This window comes from Flavobacteriales bacterium, from assembly GCA_016699575.1.
Taxonomy (GTDB): Bacteria; Bacteroidota; Bacteroidia; order Flavobacteriales_F; family PHOS-HE28; genus PHOS-HE28.
In genome coordinates, this window is the sequence record CP064979.1 from 2886731 (window position 1) to 2904328 (window position 17598).

The window sequence follows — 17598 nt, forward strand, 5'->3', positions numbered from 1 at the left end:
GCGGGAGACGTTCGGGTCATCTTTTCTTGTTTCGTTCACTTGGCCTTGGGCCTCAAGTATCCTTTGTGTCCTTCGTGCTCTTCGCGGTTGTCCTTCTTCAATTCATTTCAGGATCGATCGTCCGCTCGCCGTCCATCAGCACGCTGCGGCTTTCCTGCTCGGCGGCATTGCTGATCTCCTGGCACTTGTCGAACATGCGGTGGAAGGGGCGCAGGAAGCGGAAGGTGTCGTCGTTGAAGTATTCCACCCAACCCAGGCGCACCATGCTCTTCACCAGTTTGCGCAGGGCCGCTTCGTCATCCACCCCAACGGCCTTCAAGTGTGTTTTGTAACGGTCGCTGGCCAGGTGGGGGAGACCCGCCACACTGAAGCGCTCGGTGAGCAGGTACTCCTCGACAGGTCGCCCTTCATTGGCGGTGGCCTCGATGAGGATGAAGCAGAACACGGCGATGGGCGGCAACGCTTGCGAGGGCGGTGTGGCTTCGGCCGCTTCCGTCTGGAAGTAGAAGAAGTCGCGTTGGTGGCGCACCAGGTTCAGGCCGAGCGGGCTGAAGTAGTCCTTGTAGCCGTCGAAGTTCTCGGCCAAGGCCGTGTGCAAGCTGCCCTGCTCGTGGGTGATGTACGCCCCTTGGCGCAGCTTGTCGAAGACCTCCTTGATCTGGGTGAGGTTGCTCATTTGTTGGTGCCTTTAGCGGGCGTTGGCTTCGTGATGGAAATGGTACCGACCTCCAGCTGACCGTCACGCGTGCGGTACTGTTTCGGCTTGCCGCCTTTGAAATCCACTTCGAGCTTGGGGTCGAAGAGCAGTTTGCTCAAGCCGAGCAGCGCATCGGCGGTCCCTTTCTCGGGGAAGGTCTTGGTGAGCCACGCGGTGATGTCCTTCACCGGAAGCTCTTCGTTCAGCGCGTTCGGCAGTTCGTTCAACCACAAGAGGCGCACGTAGTCGGGCGGTGTCCCCTCGCTCTCCTCCCAGTTGAGCGTGGGCGGCGGCGTGGGCGGGTGGCTCACCACGGCGTCGATGATCTGGTTGATCACAGCATCGGTGGGCGGGCTCTCGATGCGCGCGTTGTCCGCGCTCACCACATACGTCATCGCCCAGTCGTCGAGCTTCATGGAGCGCAGTCGGCCCAGGGCCAAGCCGGCGCCATGGGCGATCGCACTGGCGCGGCGCAGCACGTCATAGAGCGGCTGTAGTTCCTTACGGCTTTCGTTCAGCGTGTGGATGGCGCGGCGGCGCAGCACGCGCAAGGCGCGCTCGTTGCGCTCGATGCTGTGGAGGTCGCGGTACACGCCCTGCTCGCGCGCCATACGCAAGGCCATGTCCGTTTCGTTCAGCGTGTTCACCAGCAGGCCGTCCACACGGACGATCTCCACCAGCGGGTGCACGTACTGGTCCATGAGCACCACGATGCGCAGGTAGCGCTCGCGCACGCTCACGCTGCTGCGGTCGGCGAGGTAGCGGGCCACTTCGGCCATCACGGCGCGGTGCGTGGCATCAAGGTCGTCGCGCATGCGGCGCAACGTGTGGTCGATCTCGTTGGTGGCCATGGCCACGCTCAAGGCGTCGCCGGCATCCACGCCCAGCTGCACGCGCTTGCGGGCGCTCTCCAGTGCGGCGGTGTAGCCCTGGATGATCTCAGGACTGGTGGGCGCAGCGTCGTTGTGCAGGAAGTTCAGCAGCTGCAAGAGCGGCTGCGCCATCACGTAGTGCGAGCTGCCCTCTTCGATGGGTACGATGATCTGCATCTCCAGCAGGCGGTCCCACGTGGTCTCGGGCAGTTCCTCGGCCGCATCGCTGAAGTTTCGGATGAGCTGCCGCACCTGTGCTTCGCTGATGTCGCCCGGCTTGATGGCGATGGCGTGCAGCAAGGGCACGTGCGTGGCGCAGAAGTCGAAGAAGCGTTTGGGGGTAACGTGCATGTGTTTCATCCCGCCCTTGCGGGGGGCGTCCCGTTGACCTGTCGCGCTTTTCATCAGCGCACAACAAGCACGCGAGATTAAGCCGGCCTGCCCGCCCGCACAGGCGCGAGTTTTCGACAGGTGTTGGTAACCGCCGTTCAGCTCTTGCGCCAATCGGCGCCAGGAATGACGCGCTTCATGAATTGATCGAACAGCGGAACCGTGAACGCGGTGTCTCCATGGTTGGGGCTCCAGATCATGCCTTTTGAGATCAAGTTGTTGCGCCGAGGCCCTAGCGCAGTCACCTCCATGCGCAACAACTGGGCAATGTCACCGGACCGATGAGGCCCGGGGCCTAGCTCGGCCATAGCGCGCAAGTAAATCTTTTCAGCGGGTGTGAGCCTGTCGAACCTGACCCTGAAAAAGCTCTCGTCGAGCGCAGCCACAGCGCTGGTTGACGCGACTAGGACGTCTGCCTCTGTGATTGGTGAGCGATCGGCCGCATCCCATGCGTGCTTTCCCCATTCTTGGATGAAGTACGGATAGCCTTCGGTTTTCTCGACTATCATTTCGACTGCACGACCCTCGATTTCCACGTTCTGTTGATTGGCGGGCGCCTCGATTGCTTGCCGTGCATCAGAAGGTTGCAGTGGTCCGATGGTGGGAAAGTCGAATAGTCGCTCCGCATAGGATTTGGCGTCGCCCATGCGCCCCCTGAGTTGCGGCAGGCCCGCACCGATCAGGATTATAGGCAAACGTCGTTGAGCGCATCTGTGCATGGCCGTGATCAATGCGGCCATTTGTGGCTCAGGCACGTACTGCAGTTCGTCGATGAAGATGGCCAGAACGGTATCGGCTTTGGCGGCGGCCTGACCCGCCGCTTCCATCAGGGCTTGGAGGTCGTGTTCGAGATCACCGTTGTCGGCCAAGCCTGGTTCCGGTTCAAAGTCGAAGCCCACTTCAATGTCTCCGTATTTGACCTTCAGGGCCTTCGCGAAGCCGGCGAGACCACGAAGCGCTCGTTGTGCAAGGTCTTTCGCGTTCGCGTTTCGCGAGAGCCGCAAAAGAGCTTGCCTCAGTTGGGGAACGAGAAGCGCGGGGAGCGACCCCTTTTCCTTGGCTTCGATGCGGAGCGTTTGGGCACCAGTTGATTCGGCATCTTCTCTCATGCGGTCCAACAAGACCGTTTTACCAACGCCACGAAGACCGACAAGCATCAAGCTCTTTGCAGGGTTGCCGAGGCGAATACGCGCAATGGCAATGCGTACCGTTTCAAGCAGTTCGTCCCGGCCAACGAGTTCCGGGGGTTGGGTACCAGCCCCGGGCGCAAATGGATTCCTTATGGGGTCCACGGATCAAACATAAGGAGATTAGTCGAATTATCAGTTGTCGATAAGTCGACTAAATCTCTTCAAAATGTTCAGAAGAAATTCCACCTCAATGTACAAGCCCCCGGCCTTTCGACCGAGGGCTTGACCTTTCACACAGGCGTGTGCCCGTGACCACCGTTCCATGGCGTGGAACGGGCGGTGCTTACATCATGTCCATGCCGCCGCCCATGCCGCCGTGGCTGTGGGCTGGGGCTTTCTCTTCTTTCTCCTCGGTGATCACGCACTCGGTGGTGAGGAGCATGCTCGCGATGGAAGCGGCGTTCTCCAGTGCCACGCGGGTCACCTTGGTGGGGTCGATCACACCAGCTGCGAGCAGGTTCTCGTACTCCTCGGTGCGGGCGTTGAAGCCGTAGTCGGCTTTGCCCTCGCGCACCTTCTGAACGATGATGCTGCCTTCGAGGCCTGCGTTGGCCACGATCTGGCGCAGCGGTTCTTCGATGGCGCGGCGCACGATGCCCATGCCGGTGGTCTCGTCGCCGTTGGCGCCCTCCAGCTTCTCCAGCACTTTCTGCGCGCGGATGTAGGCCACACCACCGCCGGGCACGATGCCCTCTTCAACGGCAGCGCGGGTCGCGTGCAGTGCGTCGTCCACACGGTCCTTCTTCTCTTTCATCTCCACTTCCGTGGCGGCACCGATGTAGAGCACCGCAACACCACCGGCCAGCTTGGCCAGGCGCTCCTGCAGCTTCTCCTTGTCGTAGTCGCTCGTGGTGGTTTCGATCTGCGCTTTGATCTGGTTCACGCGTGCGGTGATGTCGGCCTTCTTGCCGGCACCGTTCACGATCGTGGTGTTGTCCTTGTCGATGCTGATCTTCTCGGCTTTGCCAAGCATGGTCAGGTCGGCGTTCTCCAGCTTGAAGCCGCGCTCCTCACTGATCACGGTACCACCGGTGAGGATGGCGATGTCCTCCAGCATGGCCTTCCGGCGATCGCCGAAACCCGGGGCTTTCACGGCGGCCACTTTCAGGGCGCCGCGGATCTTGTTCACCACCAGTGTGGCCAGCGCTTCGCCGTCCACGTCTTCAGCAATGATCAACAGGGGCTTGCCCGTCTGCACGCTCTTCTCCAGGATCGGCAGCAGCTCCTTCATCGTGCTGATCTTCTTGTCGTAGATCAGGATGTGCGCGCCTTCCAGGTCGGCCTCCATCTTGTCGGCGTTCGTCACGAAGTAGGGGCTCAGGTAGCCGCGGTCGAACTGCATGCCTTCCACCACTTCCACGGTCGTGTCGGTGCCTTTCGCTTCTTCCACGGTGATCACGCCTTCCTTCTTCACCTTGGCCATGGCCTCGGCGATGAGGGTGCCGATGGTGTCGTCGTTGTTGGCGCTGATCGAGGCCACTTGCTTGATCTTGGCGTTGTCGTCGCCAACGGCCTTGCTCATCTTCTTGAGCTCCTCCACCACGGCCACCACGGCCTTGTCGATGCCGCGCTTCAGGTCCATGGGGTTGGCACCGGCGGCCACGTTCTTCAGGCCTGCGGTAACGATGGCCTGGGCCAGCACCGTTGCGGTGGTCGTGCCGTCACCGGCGATATCGGCCGTCTTGCTGGCCACTTCCTTCAGCATCTGGGCGCCCATGTTCTCCACGGCGTCCTTCAGCTCGATCTCCTTGGCCACGGTCACCCCGTCCTTGGTCACTTGCGGGGCGCCGAATTTCTTGTCGATGATCACGTTGCGGCCCTTGGGACCGAGGGTCACCTTCACGGCGTTCGCGAGGTGGTCAACGCCACGCTTCAAGCGGTCGCGTGCGTCGATGTCGAATTGGATGTTCTTGGCTGCCATTGCAGTAGGATGATTGGTTGGGTTGGGATGAAGGTCTTCCGGTCAGAGCACCTGTCGTGTCGACCCACTGGGTCGACTGTACGTGTACTCTTGCCGGTAACGTGCTTAGTTCAGGACAGCGTAGATGTCGCTTTCGCGCATGATCATGTAGTCCTTGCCGTCGAGGCTGAGCTCGGTGCCGCTGTATTTGCCGTACAGCACGCTGTCGCCCACCTTCACGCTCAGGGGGGTCACTTTGCCGTCGTCGGCGATGCGGCCGGTGCCCACAGCGATCACTTTGCCACGCTGCGGCTTTTCCTTGGCGGTATCGGGGATGAACAAACCACCCTTGGTGGTCTCTTCTGCAGCGGCTGCTTCAACGAGCACGCGGTCTGCCAGTGGCTTCACGTTGGCCATGGGTTATGATGATCGGGGTTTTGGTTATTTGAGTTGGCGTGGCGCGCATGGCAACGACAGTGCCGACGAGCCCTGTAGGGGTTATCAACTGTCAAGACTTCCGTTCGCTGCCAGTTGCGGGAAAAACAGGCAGTGCGGACTGACAAGAAGTGACGATCAGCCCGGCTGCTTGGCCGAGTCCACGGGTGCGGTGACCGCGTTAGGGTCCACCTCCGCGTCCTGCGTGGTGTTGATGGTCTCCTCGATGGTGTCATCGGGGCCCTGGCTCTTCGCCTGCACTTCGGTTTGTGAGCCGCTCAGGAGCGCAAGGACCATCAGGACACCAGCGAGGGTCCAGGTGCCTTTCTCCAGGAAGTCCGTGGTGCGCTGCACCCCACCGATCTGCTGGGCGCCGCTGAAGCCACTGGCCAAGCCACCGCCCTTGGGCGCTTGCATGAGAACGAACAGCCCTAGGAACACGCACACGAGCAGGATGAGGATCGAGAGGAACATGGTCAGCCTTCTTTTTTCTGTTTCTCCGCAGCCGCCTGCGAAAGGGCCGCGAAGTAAGCTGCTTTTTCCGGCACTTTCAACGCCAGCTTGCGATAAGCCTCTTCTGCCTTGGCGTAGTTGCCCTGCTGTTCGTAGATACGGGCCAGGGTCTCGCTCACCATGTCTGCGTGGTCGCGCAGGCTGCGGCGGCCAGCTTCCTGCGGGCTGAAGAAGGCGGCCTTTTTGGGCGGCTCGATGGGCGTTTTCGCGAGGAACCGGTCGATGGCGCTGCGGGTGGCCGATGGTGCCGAGCCTTCGGCGTGGTCCGGGGCAACAGGCGTTTCCGCCTTTTCCGTGACCGGTGGAGCGCTCGGTTTGGCCGGAGCAACTGGCTTGGGAACGGCTTGGATGTCCGTATCGAGCCAAGCGCCAAAGCTCATGCGCGCACCGGGCACCCGGGCCGCCAGAACCATGGGCCTCATCGGTGGGGCTACCGGCTGCTGCTGGACCGTTGGAGCGGCAGTGGGAGCGGGGGTGTCCTGCATCACCATCGCCTCCAGGCTGTATCCCGTGCTGATGGCGGCCTCCAGCATTTGCTGCTCCAGGATACGTGCGGCCATTTCCTCGTCGGACGGTGGCGGGGCTTCCTCAACGACCGGGATCACCTCAGGCTGGGCCGGTTCTTCAAGGGGCTCCGTCAGCTCATCAATGGGGGCAGGGGGAGCAACCGTTGGCTGCTCAACCGCAACCGGGGTGCTTACCGCTATTTCGGGCTCCTCGTCCCGCACAACGTGCATGGGCGCGGACGCAGCGACGATCTCAGCCTTGGCGGCGTGGTAAAGCACCTCGCGGCTGGGCACATGGGCGGCGGCATCGCGCAGATGTTCCGTGCCGAGCACGTCGCCCGTGGCGTGTTCTCCCTTCGCCAGCAGCACCTGGGCCCCGGAGAACCACGGATGGCGCTGCACCAGGTCGCGCAGACCGGCCAGGTCCTCGGCGGCCACTTGCGCTGGCTCGGCCAGCAATCGGGTCAGGCGTTCCTTGTTCACGGCGAAAGGGCGCGAAAGGTGCGGATCACCACGCACCCAACGTGCGATCGAAGATATCCTGTGCCAGTTGCTTACTGATCTCCTCCACCAGCCCGGCCTCCACCGAGCTCAGGTCGGTGCTGCTGTTGAAGTCGGCGAAGCGGCTCACTGTGAACTCGCTGTCGCGCGCTTTGTCCGTGGAATTGGTGAAGCGCACGTTCACCCCGATCGTGAGGCGGTTGAGCGCGGCCGTTTCGTTGGCTTGGATGGCCACGGGTTGAACGTCGTACTGCACGATGGCGCCGGTGAACTGGACATCTCCGTTGCTGCGGCGCAGGTCCAGCGGTGTTTGGGCCTGCATCAGATCGCGCAGCGTTTCGGTGAAGGTTTGGGCGCTCTGGGGCGTGGCCAGGGGCGCACGCGTATCGAACTGCTCCACGCTGAAGCTCTTCGCATTGCCCACGCTGGCCGGCGGCGTGAAGCTGTAACTGACCGTACAGGCTGGCAGCAGCAGAGCAATGGCGAACGCGAGCAGGAGCCTCACTTGATGTCGTATTCCTTGATCTTGCGGTACAACGTCCGCTCGCTGATGCCCAGTTCCTCCGCCGCGAACTTCCTGCGACCACGGTGCTTCACGATGGCCTTTTGGATCAGCTCCTTCTCCTTGTCCAGAATGCTCAACGACTCCTCCACTTCGGTATGGTGCACATCGTGCGTGGCGCTGTCGGTACGTTGCGGCAACTGGATGCTCATCGGCGCGTGCTCGCCCAACTGCGCCGGGATGATGATCTCGCCGCCATAAACCGGTGGTTGCATCGCAGGCATCGCCTGACCCTGCGCCAGGTTGAGCACTTGGGCCTTCAACGCCGTGATATCGTTCTTGAGGTCGAAGAGGAACTTGTAGATGAGTTCCTTCTCGTTGCTGCCGTCCGCGAACGTGGCCGGACCCGCCAGTGCCGGTAGGTTGCTCGGTGTTTCGTTCGGCAGGTACGACCGCATGATATCGGCGGTGATGGTGCGCCCCTTCTCGATCACGCTCAGTTGGTCCACCATGTTGCGCAGTTGGCGCACGTTGCCCGGCCAGCGGTAGCTCTCCAGCAGAGCAACGGCATCATCCGTGAGGGTCAGCGGCTCGTTGCGGTACTTCTCCGCATTGTCCTGGGCGAACTTCCGGAACAGCAGGTGGATGTCCTTGCGGCGTTCGCGCAGCGGCGGCACGGTGATGGGCACAGTGTTCATGCGGTAGTACAGGTCCTCGCGGAAACGGTGGCGTGCCACTTCCTCCAGCAGGTTTTTGTTGGTGGCCGCTACCACGCGCACGTTGGTCTTCTGTGCTTTGCTACTGCCCACGCGGATGAACTCACCCGTCTCCAGCACGCGCAGCAAGCGCACCTGTGTGGTCAAGGGCAGCTCGCCCACTTCGTCCAGGAAGAGCGTGCCGCCGTCGGCCGATTCGAAGTAGCCCTTGCGCGCCTCGTGCGCACCGGTGAAGGCTCCCTTCTCGTGGCCGAACAGTTCGCTGTCGATGGTCCCTTCGGGGATGGCCCCGCAGTTCACCGCTATGTACGGTTGATGCTTCCGTGCGCTGTAGGCGTGCACGATCTTCGGGATCACCTCTTTGCCCGTGCCGTTCTCGCCCGTTACCAGCACGGTGAGGTCGGTGGGTCCCACTTGCGAGGCGATCTCCACGGCACGGTCCAGCATCGGGCTGTTGCCGATGATGCCGAAGCGCTGTTTGATCGGTAGTACGTTCATCCTGCGATGGTCATGGGCTCCAATGCGCCGGGGTGCGCGATCACGGCGATCGGCTCTCCCTGCAACGAAGCTGCCGTGCTGCTCAATATCCGGACCCTCACAAGATCGCCTGACTTTATTTCAGTTCCGTTCACCGTGCGCGGAACGATCACCGTGGTGTATTGGTCATCACGGCCATAGAGGTGTTCCGTGCTTCGTTTGCTCACGCCTTCGATGAGCACAACGCGTTCCCTTCCAACGGCGAGCTTGTTGAACGCGGCCGAGGAAGCGGCCATGCGGTCGATCACCTCTTGCAGCCGCCGGCCTTTCACCTCGTCGGGCACATCATCGGGATACTTGCGCGCGGCCAGCGTCTTGGGCCGTTCGCTGTATTTGAACATGAAGCCCATGCTGAAGCCGACCTCATCCATCAGGCTCAAGGTCTGCGCATGATCTTCCTCCGTTTCGCCGCAGAACCCGGTGATGATGTCCGTGGTGATGGCACAATCGGGCATGAAGCGCTTGATGGACGCGATGCGCTCCAAATACCAATCGCGCGTGTAGCCGCGGTTCATGCGTTTCAACACGTCGCTGCTGCCGCTCTGCACGGGCAGGTGCACGTACTTGCAGATGTTGGGGTAGCGTGCCATCACCTCCAGCACCTTGTCGGTCATGTCCTTCGGATGGCTAGTGCTGTAGCGCACGCGCAGGGCCGGTGACACCTCAGCCACCATCGCGAGCAGGTCGGCGAAATCCACATGCTCTGCGCTTGCGCCTTCCATTTTCGGTGCCCACTTGTAGCTGTCCACGTTCTGGCCCAAGAGGGTCACCTCCTTGTAGCCTTTGGCCACGAGATCACGGCATTCCGCAACGATGCTCTCGGCATCGCGGCTGCGCTCCCGGCCCCGAGTGAAGGGCACCACGCAGAAGGCGCACATGTTGTCGCAACCGCGCATGATGGTAACGAACGCGGTAACGCCATTGCTGCCCAGACGCACGGGCTCTATCTCTCCATAGGTCTCTTCGCGGCTCAGCAGCACGTTCATCGCTTTCTGCCCGCTTTCCACCTCGTCCAGGAGCAACGGTAGTGTGCGGTAGGCATCCGGTCCTACCACCAGGTCAACCACCTTCTTCTTCTCCAGCAGGTCTTCACGCATGCGCTCGGCCATGCAGCCCAGCACACCCACCTTCAACCCCTTGTTGCGGGCCTTCAGGTTGTTCATTTCGTTGATGCGCTGCATCACCGTGTACTCCGCCTTTTCCCGGATGCTGCACGTGTTGAGCAGCACCAGATCGGCGCCCTCGGGGGTGTTGGTGACGGCATAGCCGTCCTTGGCCAGGATGCTGGCCACGATCTCGCTGTCGCTATGGTTCATCTGGCAACCGTAGCTCTCGATGTAGACCTTCTTGCTCACGCGTTTGGAAAGGGGCCCGAAAGTACGCACCTTGGCAGGGCTGACGTTGTGACAGGGCGGGCAGCGCCGGGCTGCCAGAATGCGACTTGCCAAGACGATGCGGTACCTCTTCTACTTGCTGGCCTGCTTCGCAACGCTGTGTGCATCGGCGCAGCTTAGCCTCGATGCGAGCGCGGGTGTGTTCAGTTGGTCGATCGGTGGCTCGGGTGATAGGTACGAGGATGAGCTTGTTCAAGAGCCAGGCCCTGCTTGGGCGGTCGGCCTGAATTGCAACAATCGGCCTGACTCTGCCTGGGTCGGGTTGGGGTTCGGTATGCGCTATGAGCGGCGTGAGTTCGATGTGGCTTATGGGAATGGCGGCCTTGGGGGCGGCACTCGTGGTGAGGAATATGTGCGGTTGGGTTCGCTCTACATCAACCTTGGGTTGAACGTCAAAATTCACTCCAACCGCCGATGGTGGGCAAGGCCGTCAATGGCCGTGCTCTGTGTCAATGAAGGTGTTGCTTCCGGTTGGAGCCGGTCGTGGTCGATGAACGGGGGCGGCGCCTCAGCGGTGTACAAAGACAAGTACATCAATGAGTATGGTGCGCCCTTCTTTTTGTCGTTCGAATTGGAGCACCTTCAGCCCTTGGGACCACTTTGGTTCATCGCTTATTGTGCGTTCGCTGCGCAATCCTTCTCGCTGCGTCCGGACCATGCGCCATACGGAAGGTTCCAGTACCAGCTAGGAACGGGTCTGACAGTCGGTGTCCAGCTGGGCGATGGGCTGGACTTAGCCCTCATGCGAGATCGCGAAGCGCGAAAGGGTCATTGAACGGGTGTTGAACACCTCGTGTCAATTCAGGTGCCGGGCCCGTTGAAAATTTCCTTCCCGTAGGGAAGAGGGCTGCGCACGGCACCGGGCCGATCCGATTTCCCGCTGAATGCCCTTTCATTTGCCGACCTTTTTTCATGGGGCAGTGATGCCCATCTGAACTGAACGAGAACGCATGGCCAAGAAGACGTCGGCGTCCCGCACCAGCGGGAAGGAAGCAAGCGGGGATCTGGTGATCGTGGAGTCGCCAGCCAAAGCGAAGACCATCGAGAAGTACCTCGGCGACGGGTTCACCGTGCTGAGCAGTTACGGCCATGTACGCGACCTGCCCGAGCGCGACCTGAGCGTGGATGTGGACAACGGCTTCGAGCCCACCTACATCATCCCCGACGACAAGAAGGAGCGGCTGAACGCCCTGAAGAAAGAAGCCGACAAAGCCGCCACGGTATGGCTCGCGACCGACGAAGACCGTGAGGGAGAGGCCATCAGCTGGCATCTGAAGGAAGCTTTGAAGCTTCCGCAGGAAAAGGTGAAGCGCATCACCTTCAACGAGATCACGAAGAAGGCCGTGCTGGAGGCCATCGCCAACCCGCGCGAGATCGATGTGCACTTGGTGGACGCCCAACAGGCGCGCCGCGTGCTCGATCGGCTGGTGGGCTACGAACTGAGCCCCATCCTCTGGCGCAAGGTGAAGCCCAGCCTTAGTGCAGGCCGTGTGCAAAGCGTGGCCGTGCGTTGCATCGTGGAGCGTGAACGCGAGATCCTCGGCTTCAGCACCAGCAGCGCGTTCCGCATCACAGCCAACCTGCTCGCCAATGGCAGCAGCGTGGTGAAGGCCGAACTGCCGCAGCGCTTCGCCACCGAGGAAGAGGCCATGGGCTTCTTGCGCAGTTGTCTCGGTGCCACCTTCACCGTGGATGCCGTGGAGAAGAAACCTGCGAAGCGTTCGCCCGCGGCGCCGTTCACCACCAGCACATTGCAGCAGGAGGCTTCACGCAAGCTCGGCTTCAGCGTTGACCGCACCATGCGGATCGCACAAGGGTTGTACGAGCAAGGGAACATCACCTACATGCGTACCGACTCGGTGAACCTGAGCGAGCTCGCCATCAGTGCCGCGGTGGATGCGGTGACGACCACCTATGGCGAGCGTTACAGCAAGAGCCGCCGTTTCCAGAGCAAGACCAAGGGCGCTCAGGAGGCGCACGAAGCCATCCGCCCCACCGACTTCATGGTGCGCACCGCCGGTGCCGACCGCGATGCCGAGCGCTTGTACGACCTCATCTGGAAGCGCACCATCGCCAGCCAGATGGCCGAGGCGGAACTGGAGAAGACCATCGTCAACATCAACATCTCTTCACGGCCGGGAGAGAACCTCGTTGCGCAAGGCGAGGTGATCCTCTTCGACGGCTTCCTGAAGGTGTACATGGAAGGCCGCGACGACGAGGAAGGAGAGGAGCAGGAGGGTCTGCTGCCCGACATGAAGCAGGGCCAGCAACTGCAGCTGCAGGAGATGACGGCCACGCAGCGCTTCGATCGCCCCGCACCGCGTTACACTGAAGCGAGCCTCGTGAAGAAGCTCGAGGAACTGGGCATCGGCCGCCCGTCCACGTACGCGCCCACTATCAGCACCGTGCAGAAACGCGGCTACGTGGTGAAGGAAAGCCGCGACGGTGTGCCCCGCCCTTACCGCATCCTCACGCTGAAGGAGAACAACATCTCCGACGCCACGGCCACCGAGAACGTGGGCGCCGAAAAGCAGAAGCTCTTCCCCACGGACATCGGCATGGTGGTGAACGACTTCCTGGTGGAGCACTTCCCCAGCATCGTCGATTTCAACTTCACGGCGAACGTGGAGGAGGAGTTCGACGTGATCGCCGAAGGCAAGGAGGACTGGCGCAAAATGCTCAAGCGCTTCTACACCCCTTTCCATAAGACCATCGGCACGGTGAGCGAGACAGCGGAGCGTGCAACGGGCGCTCGCGAACTGGGCCTCGACCCTGCCAGCGGCAAGAAGGTCTATGCGCGCATCGGCCGTTTCGGGCCCATGGTGCAGATTGGCGAGGTGAGCGACGAGGACAAGCCCAAGTTCGCCAGCTTGCGCAAAGACCAGAGTATCGGCACCATCGAGCTGAAGGACGCGCTCGATCTCTTCAAGCTCCCGCGGACGTTGGGCGAACGCGATGGCGAAGTGGTGAGCGTGGGCATCGGGCGCTTTGGCCCGTACGTGCGCTCGGGCAGCACCTATGCGAGCCTCCAAGCTGAGGATGATCCATTGGCCATCGACCTGCAACGCGCCATCGAATTGATCGATCTGAAGAAGGCCGCCAGCGCCACCCGTGATCTCGGCGAGTACCAAGGCGACATGATCGTTGTTGGTCGGGGCCGTTTCGGGCCTTACGTGAAATACGGCAAGACCTACGCGAACATCCCGAAGAGCGAAGAGCCCGGCGACGTGACCTTGGAGCGCGGCATCGAATTGATCCAGGCGAAGCTGGCCGGCGCCGCCGCGAAGACCTTGCGGAAGTTCGACGGTTCGGACATCGAAATACTTGATGGTCGATACGGGCCGTACATCACCGATGGGAAGAAGAACGCCAACCTGCCCAAGGACAAAAAGCCCGAGGACATGACCTTGGAAGAGTGCCAGAAGCTCATCGCCGCGGCACCCGCCAAGAAGAAGGCTGCCAAAAAGGGAGGCTTCCGGCGCAAAGCGAAGTGAGTTGACAGCTCGCCGTTGACACTTGTCCGCTGTTGTGCGCAGCGCACGGCCTGTATTGGTCCAACCTTGCACACTGCTGATGAGCGGTGTCTGCCCGCTGCTTCAGTGACCCACTGTCATGGACCTCTCCATCTACTTCCGTCCGAGCGAACGCTTCGGCCGTTCACAGCCCGACTGGAGCATCCATGCGCTCGGGGCAAACACGCGCTTCCACACCACCAACGGGTTCCCCGGTCTGGAAGGCGCCCAGGTGGCCATCATCGGCGTGCTCGATGACCCGGGCCACGCACGGCCGAGGTCCGTGGTGAAGGCCCCCGATGCCATCCGCGCGGAACTGTATGAACTATTCCTCCCGCCCGGCAAGCTGCAACTGGTTGATCTGGGTGACCTGCTTCCGGGCAATTCATCGCAGGACACACAGCACGCCTTGGCGGAAACCTTGGCCGAGCTGATGCGCAAGAACATCGTTCCGATCGTCCTCGGAGGAGGGCAGGGGCACACGTTCACGCAATACCTGGCCTATGAAAGGCTCGAGCGCACGGCTAACCTCGTTTGCATCGACAGCCGCTTCGACCTGGGTGAGCCTGGCCAAGGCCTTGCCGACACCAGCTACCTCAGTCACATCGTTCTGCGCCAGCCCAACTACCTGTTCAACTACAGCAACCTGGGTTACCAGACCTACCACATCGACCAGCCCGGGATCGAGCTCATGGACCGGTTGTACTTCGATGTCCACCGCCTAGGAGAGGTCAGGGCGGCGATCGCTGAGATGGAACCTGTGCTCAGGAACGCTGACACACTGAGCGTGGACATGTCGAGCATCCGCCGGAGCGATGCACCGGGCACCAGCCGCCCAGGCCCCAACGGCTTCCATGGCGAAGAGGTGTGCCAGCTCATGCGTTACGCCGGGGTAAGCGAGAAGGTGAGCAGCTTGGCCATCTACGAGATGGACCCGGACCGTGACGTGGACGGCACCACAGCCCAATTGGCAGCACAAATGGTCTGGTGCTTCCTGGACGGGCACCGCAGCCGCACCAACGACCTGCCTTGGATGGACCGTAAGAACTTCACCAAGTTCCATGTGCCCATCCGCGGACACGAGCAGGAACTGGTGTTCTACAAGAGCGCTGTAAGTGACCGGTGGTGGATGGATGTGCCGTACAGGGCGGAGCAAGAGGCCCGATACGAGCGCCACCATTTGGTGCCTTGTTCCGTCGGCGATTACCAGATGGCCTGCCGCGAAGAAGTGCCGGACCGTTGGTGGCGGACCTTCCAGAAACTGAGCTGACCGGTTCCCGGGCCGGACAGGTCATGATCCCAAGAGCCCGCCAAAGGCTTGGAAATTTGGTGGGATCGGGCCGATGCTATATTGGCGCCGGGATCGTGGGCGGTCCCGAAGGAGATTTTTGGCCCTGCCGTAAACGAACAGAACGCGTCCAGAGATGAGGAGGATCATTACCGCAGTCGTATGCGCCGCCGCGCTGAGCACCGCAACAGCACAGCAGGACCCGCAGTTCACCCAGTATATGCACGACCGCCTTTCGATCAACCCCGGGTCGGCCGGAACAACCGGGAACATGTGCCTCACAGCGCTTCTCCGCCAGCAATGGACCGGGTTCGACGGGGCCCCCAAGACCGGTCTTATCAACTTCCAGATGCCGATCAGCGCCATTCGCAGTGGTGTCGGCTTGTCTTTGTACTTGGACCAACTGGGTCAACAGAAGAACACACTGGCCCGCCTGCACTATTCGTACCATGTGAAACTGCAGGGTGGCTTGAGCACCTTGGGCATTGGCCTCTATGCTGGCATGACCAGCCGCAGCCTTGGCAATGACTGGGTTTCGGTTGACCCGGTGACCAGCGATGACGCGATCCCGGACAATGGTTCAAGCGCAACCGGCTTCGACCTCGGTCTGGGCCTCTACTACAAATCCCCGACGCTTTACGCTGGCATCTCCACCACCCAGCTACCGGAGACCGGGCTCGATGCCGTTAGCATCAAGAACGCCCGACACTACTATATCCTGGCGGGGTACAACTGGGAGATCAACAACAAGTTCATCCTGCAGCCCAGTGCCTTGGTGAAGAGCGACGGCGCCAGCACCCAGCTGGACATCGGCACCAGCATCCTCTATAATAAGATGGTTTGGCTGGGCGTTTCGTTCAGGACCGAGGACGCCATCGCCCCTTACATCGGATTCCAGCGCGAAAGCGCCGATGGCAAGAGCGCTTGGAAGATCGGCTACGCCTACGACGTCACCACCAGCGAACTGAAGAACTACAGCAGTGGAAGCCACGAGATCATGCTCAACTACTGCTTCAAGATCGTCAAGCCCCCGAAAGTGTTCGAGTCACACCACCCCCTGTTCCTCTAAAAGTCCGGGAGTAGCGTAACCCACAAACCTGCAACACCGTTGTATGCCTTGTCTGAAGCGTGTGCTTACCCATCCGCTTCAACGGAACCAGCAAGGACCCAGCGGCCAAAACGGAGGATCATGAAACGTTCACCAGTGTATCTGAGCGCGCTCTGCGCCACGGTCGTGCTTTCGGGCTGCGGCAGTGGTGGCGATGGCCAATTGGTCGGCGCCGGCGGTCGCCCGGATTGGTACCAAGTTGACCCCTACGGGATGAACTACATCCCTATGGGCAGCTATGTCATGGGACCGAGCGATGAAGACGTGCCCTACGCGCTGAACACCAAGAGCAAGACGGTGAGCGTGCAGGCCTTCTACATCGATCAGACGGAGATCACGAACAACGAGTACCGGCAGTTCGTGGAGTACGTGATCGATAGCACGGCGAAGCGCATCCTTGGTGACGAGGATATCGGAGAGCATGTTATTACTGAGGACGAGTTCGGGGAGGAGATCGATCCGCCAGTGATCAATTGGGGTGAACGCATCGATTGGTGGGGCGAGGAAGAGCGTGAAGCTTTGGCCGACCTGTACCTGAGCGAGAGCGAGCGTTTCTACCGCCAGAAGGAGATCGACTCGCGTAAGCTCATGTTCGAGTACTACTGGATCGACCTGAAGAACGCCGCCCGCAAGGCAGGCAAGGACCTCGACCTGAGCTATACGAACTCTTTGGGCCACAACAACTCCATCCGTGGCCACAGCGACCGGAGCAAATTCATCATCAAGGAGGTGATCAATGTGTACCCCGACACGCTGGCTTGGGTGCACGATTTCACCTACAGCTTCAACGAGCCGATGACCAAGAACTACTTCTGGCACCCGGCCTATGACGATTACCCCTTGGTCGGCATCACGTGGACCCAGGCCAACGCATTCAATGTGTGGCGTACCCGCCTGATGAACTCGTTCCTGATGGCGAACATGGAGCCGTTCATCAACGACTTCCGGTTGCCCACCGAGGCCGAATGGGAATACGCATCGCGTGGTGGACTCGACCTTGCCCCATATCCGTGGGGCGGCCCCTACATCCGGAACCGTCAGGGCTGCTTCCTCGGCAACTTCAAGCCATTGAACGGGAACTACGTTGACGACGGTGGTTTCCACACCGTGCCGGTCGACAGCTACAGCCCGAACGATTACGGTCTCTACAACATGGCCGGCAACGTGGCCGAGTGGACCAGCACGGCCTACGATGAGAGCGTGTATGACTTCGACCACGATCTGAACCCCGAGTACAGCTACGACGCCATGGCCAACGATCCACCTGCGCTGAAGCGTAAGGTGATCCGCGGCGGTTCGTGGAAGGACATTGGTTATTTCCTTCAGACCAGTTCGCGCAGCTACGAGTACCAGGACACCGCGAAATGCTACATCGGCTTCCGCAGTGTGATGACCTACCTGGGCCGCGGCAAGGCCGTGAGCGCGGAAGACCTTTAGGCTGAACCCCTCAACATCGGGAACCGGCGGACGTTACCACCTGCAATCGCCCGCATTCCATACGTGACCTCTTCAACAACCTGAACCAAAACAACTCGGA

Annotated in this window: 15 protein-coding genes; 5 read left to right on the forward strand and 10 right to left on the reverse strand. The window is 61.0% G+C overall.

Features of this window, described 5'->3' with window-relative positions; genetic code table 11:
- Window positions 1-97: 97 nt before the first annotated feature.
- From IPJ76_11960 to miaB, 10 genes are all read right to left on the reverse strand, one after another.
- Window positions 98-676: a hypothetical protein gene (locus IPJ76_11960; GenBank protein QQR85326.1), complete on the reverse strand. Its 579-nt coding sequence runs from the start codon at window positions 674-676 to the stop codon at window positions 98-100.
- Window positions 673-1920: a hypothetical protein gene (locus IPJ76_11965; protein ID QQR85327.1), complete on the reverse strand. Its 1248-nt coding sequence runs from the start codon at window positions 1918-1920 to the stop codon at window positions 673-675. The genes IPJ76_11960 and IPJ76_11965 overlap by 4 nt, the downstream gene beginning before the upstream one ends.
- Window positions 1921-2057: 137 nt before the next feature.
- Window positions 2058-3251: an ATP-binding protein gene (locus IPJ76_11970; GenBank protein ID QQR85328.1), complete on the reverse strand. Its 1194-nt coding sequence runs from the start codon at window positions 3249-3251 to the stop codon at window positions 2058-2060.
- A gap of 181 nt (window positions 3252-3432) precedes the next feature.
- Complete coding sequence (gene groL, locus IPJ76_11975; GenBank protein ID QQR85329.1) at window positions 3433-5070, reverse strand: chaperonin GroEL; 1638 nt, start codon at window positions 5068-5070, stop codon at window positions 3433-3435.
- A 105-nt stretch (window positions 5071-5175) separates the two neighbouring features.
- A complete protein-coding gene (groES, locus tag IPJ76_11980; GenBank protein ID QQR85330.1) occupies window positions 5176-5466 on the reverse strand; it encodes a co-chaperone GroES in 291 nt (96 codons plus the stop codon).
- Window positions 5467-5622: 156 nt separating this feature from the next.
- Complete coding sequence (gene secG / locus IPJ76_11985; protein ID QQR88453.1) at window positions 5623-5964, reverse strand: preprotein translocase subunit SecG; 342 nt, start codon at window positions 5962-5964, stop codon at window positions 5623-5625.
- Complete coding sequence (locus IPJ76_11990) at window positions 5961-6986, reverse strand: hypothetical protein (GenBank protein QQR88515.1); 1026 nt, start codon at window positions 6984-6986, stop codon at window positions 5961-5963. Before IPJ76_11990 ends, secG begins: the two co-directional genes overlap by 4 nt.
- Window positions 6987-7011: 25 nt before the next feature.
- A complete protein-coding gene (locus tag IPJ76_11995) occupies window positions 7012-7509 on the reverse strand; it encodes an LptE family protein (GenBank protein QQR85331.1) in 498 nt (165 codons plus the stop codon).
- Window positions 7506-8720 (reverse strand): sigma-54-dependent Fis family transcriptional regulator, encoded by a 1215-nt coding sequence (locus IPJ76_12000; GenBank protein ID QQR85332.1) that lies wholly within the window; start codon window positions 8718-8720, stop codon window positions 7506-7508. The genes IPJ76_11995 and IPJ76_12000 overlap by 4 nt, the downstream gene beginning before the upstream one ends.
- On the reverse strand, window positions 8717-10075 hold the full coding sequence (gene miaB / locus IPJ76_12005; GenBank protein ID QQR88454.1) for a tRNA (N6-isopentenyl adenosine(37)-C2)-methylthiotransferase MiaB: 1359 nt from the start codon (window positions 10073-10075) through the stop codon (window positions 8717-8719). Before miaB ends, IPJ76_12000 begins: the two co-directional genes overlap by 4 nt.
- Before the next feature lie 136 nt (window positions 10076-10211).
- Between miaB and IPJ76_12010 the strand changes: the two genes are divergently transcribed.
- The 5 genes from IPJ76_12010 (at window position 10212) to IPJ76_12030 (ending at window position 17498) form a co-directional block, all read left to right on the forward strand.
- Window positions 10212-10928 carry a hypothetical protein gene (locus IPJ76_12010; GenBank protein ID QQR85333.1) on the forward strand — a complete coding sequence of 239 codons (717 nt, stop codon included), beginning with the start codon at window positions 10212-10214 and terminating at the stop codon, window positions 10926-10928.
- Between the two features lie 175 nt (window positions 10929-11103).
- Window positions 11104-13647: a type I DNA topoisomerase gene (gene topA / locus IPJ76_12015; GenBank protein ID QQR85334.1), complete on the forward strand. Its 2544-nt coding sequence runs from the start codon at window positions 11104-11106 to the stop codon at window positions 13645-13647.
- A 118-nt stretch (window positions 13648-13765) separates the two neighbouring features.
- On the forward strand, window positions 13766-14935 hold the full coding sequence (locus IPJ76_12020; protein ID QQR85335.1) for a formimidoylglutamase: 1170 nt from the start codon (window positions 13766-13768) through the stop codon (window positions 14933-14935).
- Between the two features lie 154 nt (window positions 14936-15089).
- A complete protein-coding gene (locus tag IPJ76_12025; protein QQR85336.1) occupies window positions 15090-16022 on the forward strand; it encodes a type IX secretion system membrane protein PorP/SprF in 933 nt (310 codons plus the stop codon).
- Between the two features lie 120 nt (window positions 16023-16142).
- A complete protein-coding gene (locus IPJ76_12030; GenBank protein QQR85337.1) occupies window positions 16143-17498 on the forward strand; it encodes an SUMF1/EgtB/PvdO family nonheme iron enzyme in 1356 nt (451 codons plus the stop codon).
- Window positions 17499-17598: the final 100 nt, after the last annotated feature.